This window comes from Aliiglaciecola sp. 2_MG-2023, from assembly GCF_030548145.1.
Classification (GTDB): domain Bacteria; phylum Pseudomonadota; class Gammaproteobacteria; order Enterobacterales; family Alteromonadaceae; genus Aliiglaciecola; species Aliiglaciecola lipolytica_A.
This window is the reverse complement of the sequence record NZ_JAUORY010000017.1, coordinates 22711-34712: the sequence shown is the minus strand read 5'-3', so window position 1 is coordinate 34712 and position 12002 is coordinate 22711. Positions and strand designations below refer to the sequence as shown.

Annotated in this window: 11 protein-coding genes; 5 read left to right on the top strand and 6 right to left on the bottom strand. The window is 36.5% G+C overall.

The genetic code is table 11. The features are described 5' to 3' along the window. Nucleotides 1-11: 11 nt before the first annotated feature. From Q4567_RS15805 to Q4567_RS15800, 3 genes are all read right to left on the bottom strand, one after another. Complete coding sequence (locus tag Q4567_RS15805; protein ID WP_303501023.1) at nucleotides 12-677, bottom strand: acyltransferase; 666 nt, start codon at nucleotides 675-677, stop codon at nucleotides 12-14. Between the two features lie 81 nt (nucleotides 678-758). Next, nucleotides 759-941, bottom strand: a complete 183-nt coding sequence (locus Q4567_RS22265; RefSeq protein WP_368509181.1) for an acyltransferase family protein — start codon at nucleotides 939-941, stop codon at nucleotides 759-761. 424 nt (nucleotides 942-1365) lie between these two features. Next, entirely contained in the window at nucleotides 1366-2025 is a 660-nt protein-coding gene (locus Q4567_RS15800; protein ID WP_303501022.1) for a PEP-CTERM sorting domain-containing protein, read from the bottom strand. A gap of 551 nt (nucleotides 2026-2576) precedes the next feature. Between Q4567_RS15800 and Q4567_RS15795 the strand changes: the two genes are divergently transcribed. The 5 genes from Q4567_RS15795 to Q4567_RS15775 all read left to right on the top strand — a co-directional run bounded on the left by Q4567_RS15795 (nucleotide 2577) and on the right by Q4567_RS15775 (nucleotide 8318). Next, nucleotides 2577-3224 (top strand): transglutaminase-like cysteine peptidase, encoded by a 648-nt coding sequence (locus Q4567_RS15795; RefSeq protein WP_303501021.1) that lies wholly within the window; start codon nucleotides 2577-2579, stop codon nucleotides 3222-3224. Between the two features lie 19 nt (nucleotides 3225-3243). Continuing rightward, the gene (locus Q4567_RS15790) at nucleotides 3244-5178 is read left to right on the top strand and encodes an EAL domain-containing protein (RefSeq protein WP_303501019.1); all 1935 of its coding nucleotides are present in this window, start codon (nucleotides 3244-3246) and stop codon (nucleotides 5176-5178) included. 117 nt (nucleotides 5179-5295) lie between these two features. Then, nucleotides 5296-6282 carry a hypothetical protein gene (locus Q4567_RS15785; protein ID WP_303501018.1) on the top strand — a complete coding sequence of 329 codons (987 nt, stop codon included), beginning with the start codon at nucleotides 5296-5298 and terminating at the stop codon, nucleotides 6280-6282. Nucleotides 6283-6627: 345 nt separating this feature from the next. Then, complete coding sequence (locus Q4567_RS15780) at nucleotides 6628-7914, top strand: O-antigen ligase (protein ID WP_303501017.1); 1287 nt, start codon at nucleotides 6628-6630, stop codon at nucleotides 7912-7914. Beyond that, nucleotides 7914-8318, top strand: a complete 405-nt coding sequence (locus tag Q4567_RS15775) for a 3-phosphoshikimate 1-carboxyvinyltransferase (protein WP_303501016.1) — start codon at nucleotides 7914-7916, stop codon at nucleotides 8316-8318. The genes Q4567_RS15780 and Q4567_RS15775 overlap by 1 nt, the downstream gene beginning before the upstream one ends. On the opposite strand, the gene Q4567_RS15770 is transcribed toward Q4567_RS15775, so the two are convergent. From Q4567_RS15770 to Q4567_RS15760, 3 genes are read right to left on the bottom strand one after another with little or no spacing between them, the layout of a single operon-like run. Next, nucleotides 8315-9031 carry a VpsP family polysaccharide biosynthesis protein gene (locus tag Q4567_RS15770; RefSeq protein ID WP_303501014.1) on the bottom strand — a complete coding sequence of 239 codons (717 nt, stop codon included), beginning with the start codon at nucleotides 9029-9031 and terminating at the stop codon, nucleotides 8315-8317. The two genes, Q4567_RS15775 and Q4567_RS15770, sit on opposite strands and share 4 nt — an antisense overlap. Further along, the gene (locus tag Q4567_RS15765) at nucleotides 9022-9750 is read right to left on the bottom strand and encodes a tyrosine-protein phosphatase (protein ID WP_303501012.1); all 729 of its coding nucleotides are present in this window, start codon (nucleotides 9748-9750) and stop codon (nucleotides 9022-9024) included. Before Q4567_RS15765 ends, Q4567_RS15770 begins: the two co-directional genes overlap by 10 nt. Next, entirely contained in the window at nucleotides 9747-11981 is a 2235-nt protein-coding gene (locus tag Q4567_RS15760) for a polysaccharide biosynthesis tyrosine autokinase (protein ID WP_303501011.1), read from the bottom strand. Before Q4567_RS15760 ends, Q4567_RS15765 begins: the two co-directional genes overlap by 4 nt. Nucleotides 11982-12002: the final 21 nt, after the last annotated feature.

Genomic DNA, 12002 nt, shown 5'->3' with positions numbered 1-12002 from the left:
CTATTTCAATGCTATTGGCTTAAACCATAGATTAAGCCAATCATTACCATAACATAAGCAATCGTCATTAAAGTAATTCCCCTGCGCTGAGTAAAGAGCCTATTTCGATGAGATAAAGCCACCCTCTCAACATACCAAAATAAACATCCCGCAAAGCCAATATTTAAAATAGCCATTAGGGTAAATTTAATAATTCCGTCATTCCATGATAAATAACTAAAAACAGCGTTAACAAATACTATGCCTATCCAATGATTTAAATATAATGGATAAGACCCCCCCCATAAGCGTACCAAATGTAGTTTTTTACACTCGCGAGCAAGAATTAAAACAAGGCCTATCCCTAGAAACAGTGAGAATAACCTGTATTCATAAGAACGAAAATCATGGGTTGAAGCCACACCAAAACAAGCCCCTATAAAAACCAGTAAAATGACAATTTTGATACTTTTAATCAAATAAAATTTGGGAAACTGTTTGTTTATTATCGCGGCTAAAACACCGAGTGAAATGGGAGGATAAATCCAGAAAAACCAAACTACAGCAACTACGTATACATAAGTTGCAATATGCCTTCCAATATTGGGTAATAGAACTAGCAATAAAGGCGCTAACAGATAAAATTGTTCTTCTGCATTGACACTCCAAAAATGATTACCGATGCCGTTCAATGGCATGCACTGCTTACACGCCTCTAACTGTGGAGGGCCAAATATATTGTATACTTGCGTAAATTTATAGATGACGAATTCAAACCATTACCCATCAAGAGGATCTGTCATTAGACTTAGCAACAGCAACAATATTAAGGCGATATAATATGGCACCCATATACGAATCGCTCTGTTGAAATAAAACCTTGGAAGATCTTTTCTCTTTGTTTCGAGTAATATGCCTCCAATAAGCCAACCACTTAATGCAAAAAATATATCTACTGCCAACTTTCCACTAGGTGTCCAAGGAGAAAGTCAAGCATGGACGAACATGACAACGCTAGCTAAAATAATTCTTAAATAATCAAAATAGGGATAGTAACTATTTGTTTTAGTTGACACTGAGGATAATCCTTATTTTAACTGATAGATTTGTTGCACCTTGCATAGGGGGCTTTTCTACTGATAAGAAGAATTAGCGTATTCGGTTAATTTACACGTGAAATATAACACTATCCACACCAATACATCACACGCCTCTCTTTTTAATATAAAAATAAAAAGTGAATCAATATATACGTATAAATAATGTATTAGAAAAGATGATTAGAATAACTGGGGTTTTTGTTTGAATCTTACAAAAAAAAAAGCCAGAACAATTTGTTCTGGCTGAATTTATTTAGTGTTATGGTGAAAACGTTTCCGTTTTAACTTAACTTCTTACTTTACGTCTAAACAATGACAACAAACCTAAAGACAATAATAAAATAATTGATGGCTCAGGCACTGCACTAGCACTGTCACTAGCACTAGCACTTATTACGAAATCACCATCGATATCCATTACATTACTATAGCTGGCTGAATCAAAACTACCATCTAAGAAATCAACAAATTGGACACCATTGATGCCTTTCAAGCTACTCATAGCAGCTGAGAAGGTAAACACTGAATCCATACCAGAATAGATATAACCATCAGTCAAATTGCCAGCCCACTGAAACATCATTTCAAATGCACTTGGCATTTCCTTCGGATCATCAGTAAAAGTTACAGCACCTGAAGTAGCGGTTATATCAACACTTAGGTTGCCATTAACGCCACCTGAACCAAATTTATTCGCAGTGGTAAATATTGCATACTCACCAGCCAATTCGGCAACGTACATTACCACTGTATCAACTACTTCTAATCCAGTGTTAGCCGACACCATGCGGTAATCATAAAACTCTTCGAAAGAACTACTAACACCGTCTAAATCCAACGCGTTAATACTTTGACCATTGAAAGTCAATAAGGATGCATTGGCGGAAACTGATGCAAACAACATCGACACACCACACAAAATTGACAAACCTAAACTAGTTTTCATTTGATACTCCTGATAAAACTATTAATTGACTTACTATCTATTTAACAGCAAATTCCATACCACCACACCAAACAAACAGACAGAAAATAAATTTAACATAAAAATCAACAACTTAATAAAATTAAAATTTATTTAAGGGAATAAAGACAACCTTTGCAGAACATTTCATGACAAACGTGTAAAGTAATCTGACAGTGTAACGTACGATTTTTGACCAGCTACGGGCTATAAAATAGCTTTATGTAAATTCATTGATTTGAATTAAAAATAAAAACTTCTTAGTCTATTTTAAATAGTATCGTTAACGATTCCCAAATCAAATTAAGTCGTACCTAGCCAAACTATGATGTTACACTACGCTAGCCCCTCTTTGCTGATTCAATGCAACAGTTAATATCGATAAAATAAAACCATTAGCTTATAGAATTAATTATTTTCCTATCGTATGATTTAGTTTGTTCTACATTATATAGCGTCTAGACCATTGGGATTTTATGACATTTGAATACATTTATTAAAATTATCATAAACAATAACATAGCCTTTATTTGATGACGCTTTTCAAATGGACAATTTGCAGTCTGCTTATAATATTCGCCTTTCATTACAGCGCGTACTCCAATATCAATTTTTCACAAAAAGTTTTAGATTCAGTATTAGAGAAATATGGCTCTGATGCGCTGGAAAGAATTATCAATTGGCAAAATCTACTAATTGAAAACCAAGATGAAGATATTGATGAACAACTGTATTTAGTGAATAACTTTTTTAATCAACTGGATTTTGTCGATGACGATATTCATTGGGGAAAAAATGATTATTGGGCGACGCCATTGGAGTTTCTAGGTACCCATGGCGGTGATTGTGAAGATTTCACTATTGCAAAATATTTTAGTTTGAGAGAATTAGGCGTACCTGCCAAGAATTTGCGACTGATGTATGTAAAAGCGTTACAGGTAAATCAAGCTCACATGGTACTTGCCTATTATGATTCACCAAATGCTATCCCACTTGTTTTAGATAATATAAATCCCCGCATCCTGCCAGCATCAAAACGACAAGATTTATTGCCAATTTATAGCTTTAATGGTGATGGGTTGTGGATGGCAAAAGCCCAAGGACGTGGACGTCAAGTTCAATCCGGCGGCAATAACAGTCTATGGGAAGACTTAACGAAACGAATCGAACAGGGTTTGTAAATCAAAGGAGTACATATAAATGCCACTTTCTAGACAATTAGGTCTAAGCCTTTTGCTAGTGCTTTGTTGCGTATTTATTGGTTCAATTTGGATCAATGTTAGCAAAACTCGTGAATTTGTGACTCAACAGCTATCCTCACATGCTCAGGATGCTGCTACGTCTCTCGGGTTATCTATTTCTCCTTATATGGGGGAAGAGTCAGATATTCCTGTTATCGAAACCATGGTGAATGCAATTTTTGATAGTGGCTATTATCTATCGATTACCTTAAAAGATTTAGATGATAACACCCTACTTGAAAAACTTAACCCTTCACAGATTGATACGGTTCCAAATTGGTTTATTGATTTGTTCCCGCTCAACCCTCCCGTTGCTAAAACACAAATAAATTCAGGCTGGAGCATAGTTGGGAGCCTAAGTGTGATCAGCAATCCAGGCATTGGTTATAAGCAATTATGGAACAATACTAAACAGACGATGTTGATGTTCGCCGTGATTTTTATTCTGGCATTATTGTTTAATTTGTACTTAGTCAAAATAATTACGACTCCAATTAAGGCTGTTGTTTCCCAAGCAACATCAATAAGTCAACGAAGGTTTGACCAAATTAATCCACTTCCCAGGACACCAGAACTCCGAGAATTTGTTTTAGCTATCAATAAAATGTCAGCTATGCTTTCCAAAATTTTCACTCAACTCGCAGACCAAGCTGAGCGTTATCGACAATTCGCATATACAGACAGCCTAACAGGGGCAGATAACAGACGTGCATTCAAATTAACCCTAACAAATATGTTAGCCGATATTGAACATCAGCCCAATGGCTATGTTTTTATAGTCAGACTCAATAGTTTAGCTCACGTAAACAAACAATATGGTGTTCAAAATGGGGACGCCTACATCAAAGCGGTTTGGAAAATTCTTAACCAGCATGCTATTGAACCAGATTCGACGGTGTCAATTTACAGAATAAGCGGGGCTGATTTTGCTGTGATTATCGAAGACAATGACTTAGAAAACTGCCAGCAACTTGCCGATAGTTTTGTAAATCAATTTAATGATATTGAAAAAACTGAGTTTGCCCAAGGAACAGCCCATATAGGCATCAGTAAATTTAGCTATGGAGATAACTTTACTAAAGTTTTAGAAAGCGCCGATAGTGCACTAGCAAGCGCATTGGAATTGCCTAAAAAATGGCAAATAGCGAGCAATCTAGACATCCGACAAAGCAATGCTATTTGGCGAGACCAACTGCAACTATTGGTAACTGAGGGGAGTATTAATTTTGTCGCTCAACCAATTCAAAGTTGGGACGGTCAGATCATTTATAAAGAGTGGTTTGCTAGGTTTACGCTACCCAACACCTTATCGCCATTACCAATGGCACAACTCATTCCAGCATCTATGCGATTAGACTTTAGCCAGCAATTGGATGAGATGGTAATTCGCGATGCTATAAATCAATTGAATGTTCATTCCGATACTATTGGTATTAATGTCACACGTTCATCTTTGGCTAAACAACGTTTTCATCAATGGTTAATAGATGAATTGCCCCAAGAAAGCGCACTTTGCGCTAGAATTGTGGTAGAAATTCCAGAAAGAGCGTTAGTTAATCATTTGCAAGGACTAGACAAATTAGTCGCTAAACTAAAAAGTAAGGGTGTGAGAATCACCGTTGAACGTTTTGGGGCGCAACTAGCCGCAGTTAGTCACTTACAAAAAATACGACCAGACTATTTGAAAATAGACGGAAGATACACTCGGCAAATACACAATGAACCGGATAATCAATTGTTCGTCCAAACTTTGGTGAGTATCGCCCATGGTTTAAATATTAAAGTTATCTCAGAAGTAGTTGAAACAGAATTAGAGGCACGCTGTTTGCAGGAGTTATTTGTCGATCATGTTCAGGGCTTTTATATTAGTAAACCAATCCCTATACAATCGTAAATTGTGAAGCCAAATAGATAGTCTTCGCATTAGGTAAAATTTAAATAAATTAAAGAGTTTAAAAAACATACTAGCAAAGGTACAATGCTGCCGAGAATGAGTAGTAGAGGTAAAAATATGCGAATTTTAAACTTATTGGTGTTGACCATGTCATTGGCGGTCGTGGGTTGCACTAAACAACCTAATGAAAGTATTGGTGCATCTGTTCCATTGAAAGAGAACGATGTTAACGTTACTGAAAAAGACACACCGGCATCTATTGTGGTTGAAGATAATTCTAACGAACTAAGTGAGTCTGAATTCGAATTTGGTGAAACCTCAGTAACAACCGTAAACACTAGCCAAGCAGCGAAGAAGCAACTTATGGATAATATTACATCCGTAAAATTGGTTGAAGAAGTTACGATTGAAACAGCGACCGATTCCAATGAGGAAGTTGACGAGCAAAGTACCTCAATTATCACCAAAGTATTAAATGACCAATCAAATGATGTTGATGAACACTCTCCTATAACAGAAGAAACATACTCACTTGATGATGAACAAGCCAAAAACGAGGTAGAACTTAGCAACTACAGTTTTTATGGTGACCCCTCACAACCTGGATATCAAATTCAATTGGCTATTTTTGGTTTAGTAGATCAAGGTATGTCAATTGTTGATGCAAATAGACAAGTTTTAAAAAATATCATTAGAAATGAAAATAGTGTAGTTAGTGGAGAAGCGCAAAAATTGGTTTCTCAAAACTTTGTAGTCTCCAAAGAACTTATTGGTGATTTAAGCAACGTCACAGACTTAAGCGATGCCACTAAACTTGCGATAGAAACATTACCTGATGATGTTGATTCTATAGTTTCACTGGGTGTAACACTGTATCCAGATTATGCACAAGAAGTGATTACCGCTGCGACTTTAACTGGTGAAATATCTGGTGAAGATGCAATGTTACTTGCAATTGCGGCAGGAGCGGATCCCAGCTCAATAAGTACGGCAACTGCAGCAACAGCAGCTAACGCGGTTATTGCTGCAACCCCTACCCCTCTTGGAGCAGGTATAGGTGCAGCTGGTGCAGGCGGTGGTGATAGCACAGCATCAATTAATTAAGAATATAAATCTTTAAAAATAAAAAGCTGGACTAAATAGTCTGGCTTTTTTATTTGTGCTTTTATTTTACCAGAGCTGATTTAAATGCCAATTTGGTAGCGCTCAACAGCCACACTAAATATTTCCATTAACCAAAGACTGCTGATAAAAATTCTATAAAACAACGTTTAAAGAATGATAAATTCATTCTATGTGGTAAATTAGTGATACACACTTTGCATTTAGATGAGCATAATTTAGTTGTCTAAAAATACGTTTCAATACTTCCTTTTTTGTTTTCTATTATTGATTATCTTTTGGATGCCAGTACCTCTCGGCTCAAATAGGCCATGGGCTTGGAGCATAATGCAAATAATGACATATATCCTTACGATAGGATGTATAGCCACTTCTTGGAAAAAGCCATGGTTAGGATTACACCAATATAGAGTCCCAATAATTTTATGGCTGATTTTTCTAGTCATATCCATCATTCAAATTATTCCACTTCCCTCTTCCCTACTCCATTTTTTATCGCCACAAGCCTATGCAATACAATTGAGCGGAGAAACATCAAATTTTTATCTAAGTCTTGATCTAAGCCAATCAAAAATTGCATTGTTAAAAAGTTTCAACTACTTCTGTCTTTTCGTTGTGATGCTCACATTGGTAAATGACAATAAAAGAATAAGGTTCGTACTTTTAACCATATTGATAAGCGCAACATTTCAAGCATTGTATGGCACGCTAGAGTTACTTTCAGGCTTGAAATACAGTCTAATATTTAGCTTACCGGTTTCAGATTCAGTCACTGGGAGTTTCGTATATAAAAATCACTATGCTAATTATTTAATGCTCGGCCTATCAGCAGGAATAGGTCTTATGGTTGCAAGTTTACAAACTGAAAAACCTAGCACCCCGCGCGACTTTTTACGCTCAGTGATCACCACTTTATTAGGCAATAAAGCACTGATTAGAATAAGTTTAGCCATTATTGTAATCGCGTTGGTTATGTCTAAATCTCGCATGGGTAATGTAGCTTTTTTCTGTTCAATGACTATTTGTGGCATTATGGCGCTTATTTTAATAAAAAATAAGAGCCGGAGTCTGAGCATCTTAATTGTTAGTATGTTCATAATTGATGTTTTCATACTTAGTGCTTGGTTTGGTTTAGATAAGATTCAAGATAGACTGGTCAATACTAGTCTCACTCAAGAGAGTCGAGATGAGGTACTCTTAGATTCACTTCCAATCATCTCTCATTTTCCACTTTTTGGATCTGGTGCAGGTAGTTACTACGCTGTTTTTCCTCAGTATAAAGTAAATGAAGTACATAACTTTTATGACCATGCTCACAATGACTATTTACAAATGACGATTGAATACGGCGTGCCAGCCACAAGCCTTCTTGCTTTATTAGCTATACTTAGTTTGTATAACGCATTTTATGCCATGCATCATAGAAAAAAATCAAACATGAAAGGTGCTGCTTTTGCTTCTGCAATGGCGATTATTGGTATGCTGATCCATATGACTGTTGATTTTCCATTGCAGGCGCCTACCAACGCGAGCTATTTCGTTATCTTTTTAGCAATAGCGTGGATAGTTAAATTTTTAAAAATGACAAATTATAGTGCAAGAGAGATAGCTTAATGAATCGTAAAATTAGTATACCTATTGAACAGGATCCAGCGATTATTAATTTGCTGTCACGTATGCCTAAAGAAGTTCAAGCATCGTTTACGGAAATTCAACTTTCTCATTTACGAAATGCAGTAGCTTGCAGACAATGGGGAAAACATCGTATAGATTTTCGAACCACTTTTGGTTTATTCCGGCGACGATATTATGCTGTGTTTTTATTTGGCCATAACCTTAGATCGTTAACCAGGGAACAGCAAAAAAGACAATTATTCCTCAACTCGTTATTATTAACCTGTTTATTAATATTCTCCTGTTTGTTGGGACTATTAACCTTATATCTAATTAAATCTGCGTTGGGGATCAATTTATTTGAAAACTTTTCGTTGGGAATTTGGAGTTGGTTTGCTGGTTAGCTATTTATCACTTTTTTCACACATCCTTTGAGCATCAATAAGGTAGCTTCAGGTTCATTTCTTAGCCATCTACAAACTTGCTTTTGTAAGCCATTTTGCTTAATCGCGTCAATAACTAGAGTGCGACTTTTGGGATTGCGCAATCCTAGCGCTAAATGCCGATAAAATTCATCTTTAAAATTAATTAATATAGGATGATTAAATTGATATAACGCTAAACCTAGTTGGGCATAAATAACGTGGACTTCAGTTTTTAATGGCCCATAATGATGTGCTTGTTTTAAGTAATACAAAAGTTCATCGTCAAACTCTTGCTTCCGCCATTTAATCATTGCAAGCGATGCCCAAGTAACTGGCCAAGATGGCCTAAGTTTTAATGACGCTTTATAATATTCATTGGCTTGTTCTAGCCCAGTTTTCGTATCTTCATAACCAGCTATTGCACCCCATTCATAAACCTCAGCCATGGTGCTTGTATATAACGGATTACCTTGATGTTTAATCAAAACTTCCTGCATTATAACTTTTGCCAACTGATATTGCTCTAATGACTGTTTATCTCCACTTGATTGCCACTCATCAAGAATATTACTTACTCGATAATAACTTAGATTAGCGCTGCCATAACGATATGAGGTGATAGCCGCCCATAAACATAAAACAGACAAAAGTATAGGAACGCAAAGTTTAATTAATCCCTTCTTTACGACCATTGCAGATGCTCAGTTATTTTTTTTGGCGTATCGAATAACAATTGACTACTAAGCGGTTCACCTACCCTATCTAACAAAACATCCCGACATAAACCCATATCATTTGGTCTTCGGTCTGTATTGTGCGTATCTGAGGCAACAAATGAGATTAGTTCTTCGTCAAGCATTTTAAATGCTATATCTCTAATTGATGGAGAAAATCGACCTGTTATTGAACCAGCTGTTACTTGAAAGATTGCTCCAGCTCTTTTAAGGGGATAAATACGTTTGAAGTTAGCAATAATGTCTCTATTGCGCTCTGGGTGAACGATTATTGGCTGAATATGATTGGACATTAACCAGCGTATTAACTTGTCACTACCAGGAGGTATGTGACTGTGCGGCAATTCTAAAAGCATAGCTTTGCGACCCTGCCACTGACCAATATAGGGAATATCATTGGTTTTAACCCACTGAATAATCTCCGGACATATTCGAACTTCAGCAGCAAATGCTATTTTTAACTCACATTCCGTTTTTTTTAGTGCCATCAATAATGTTTGATAGACGGTTTTAATAATTTGAATATTGTTATCAAAATATCCCATATGGATATGCGGGGTACAAACCATTTTATCTACCCCCACTCCTAACGCCTGCTGAGCCATATCTAAAGCAGATTGTAAATCTTTGGCACCGTCGTCTATCCCTGGCAGTATATGACTATGTAAGTCTATCAAACTGATTTTGAACCCGATTCATACGTAGTGTAACCATAAGCATCATAAAAACCTGAATACTCACCCGATTTACCGGCTTTTTTAAGGTCAACTTGGTTGAGTACAACACCATCAACTCGATGCCCAATTTGTAAAAAGCGACTTAAACCAAGGTTTATGATTTTATCGCTTGTACTATCTGCTCGAACGACATAGATTACTGAATCACAAAGGTTTGAAACAACGATAGCATCACTTACAGCTTGTGTGGGAGCAGTATCTAGAATGATATGATCATAATCAGCTTCAAAAGAACGTATAAGTGCTTTGAACTTATCAGAAGCCAAAATTTCTTGTGGGTTTGGCGGTATCGTCCCTGCACAAAGTACATCAACATTAGACACCTCATCAGTCACAATGCACTCTTCAATAGAATGTGTGCCCGCCACTAAATTTGCGACGCCAGGTTGAAACCCGGGCAAATCAAATTGGGTAGCTAAACTCGGTTTTCTTAAGTCCGTATCAATTAATAACACTTTGCTAAGTTGACCAATAGCAAATGCCAAATTAATAGAAACTGTACTTTTTCCTTCTTTTGGAACGCTGGAGGTAACCAAAATAGTTTTACTAGGCTTATCGATATTTAGTAATTGTAAGCTAGTACGTAAGGTTCTGACGGCTTCACTAAATGTGTGGTGTTCTTTGTTAAAAAAGTGCCGTAATGATAAGTTAGCGCTCTTCTTGTGCGGTTGCCAAGGAATAATACCAAGCATCCGCTGACCTAATTTGCGTTCAACATCTTCAACTGAGCGAATGCCTCGATTTAACGCGTCCATTACCAGCGCTAAAATAACACCAAACATAAGGCTAACAGCAAATGCTGCGCCAACGATTAAACTTTTCTTTGGTTTAAATGGTTCCCTTGGCACTTTTGCTGCATCTAAAACTCTTGCGTTAGCCGTCTCAAATCCACCTAATTCACTGGTCTCCTTTAAACGCGTAAAAAATGAATTGTACAATTGCTGGTTAATATCGACTTCTCGTTGCAATGCCCGACGCTTGTTTTCAAGGGATGTCAGTTTGCGATATTCTTGTTTAGCAATTTCAACTTCATTTTTTAAATCATTTACCTTATTAATGGCTATGCGATACTCGCTACTCACTCCAGAAATAAGTGAACGAATTTGATTGTTCAAACTTTGTTGAATAGATGCCAGTTCAGCTTTGGCAGAAATCATTTTTGGATGCTTTGGACCATACACTTCGGTCAACTCAGAGACTTTACTGTTGGCTAAAACTTCTTCACGTTTCACATTTTGTATTGATGGATGGTTTATGACTTCAGGCAAACTAGAAAGCTCATCCATAGAAACATTCTTAGCGTTAATTTGAGTGAAGATTGCTTGATTAGTTTTAAGATTATTCTGAGCTTTGAGCAATTGTTCACTGCGCTGTTGTAATTCTTCTGCAGCTAAACCAACCACACCATCAATATCAACTAATTGTTCTGTTTCATAGAATTCTGAAAGCTTTTTTTCAGACACATCTAACTTACTTTTCAACCCCTGCAAACTATCATTTAACCAAGAAGTCGCCTTAGCCGTCATGGTTAGTTTTGCTTCTAAATACGTCTCGATATAGAGATCAGCAAACGTATTAGCAATAATTGCTGCCATTTCTTTATCTTCACTTACAAACAGGATATTGACCACCTGAGTTTTGCGGACAGGCATAATGCTCAAATTACTCATCAGGTTTCTGACTGCAGTTTCAAAGTAGACATTTTCTTGCTGTTTAGGATTTAAAACATCCACTTCTTTTTGAGGTAAGAAAGGCAACCATTCGCGCATTTGTTGTTTAACCGAATCGACTAAGTTGTCATAAACAGCACCTTTATTATTTTCACCATTAAACACAGGGTGTGCACTTAAATTCAATCGTTCTGTAACTTTTTCAGCTAAATAACGAGAACGCAATATCTCGTATTGGGTTTCAAAATACTCTTTTTTAGAAGAATCTAAGCCATACACTTCTTCAATAGAGGTTACTTTAGCTTGGTCAGATTCAATTAATAAGCTAGTGCTAGCTTTATACGCTGGCGTCATGGAAATAACGATAAGTGCAACGAGTATGGTAACCAAAGTGGCCAACAAAATAATGCGCCAAAAATATCGGTTTATAGAGTGCCATATTTGTTCAAAATCAATTTTTTCTGAATCTAAGATCTTCGAATCAAGGTTATCATTTGTCATATTATTTTGAATTTACCATCT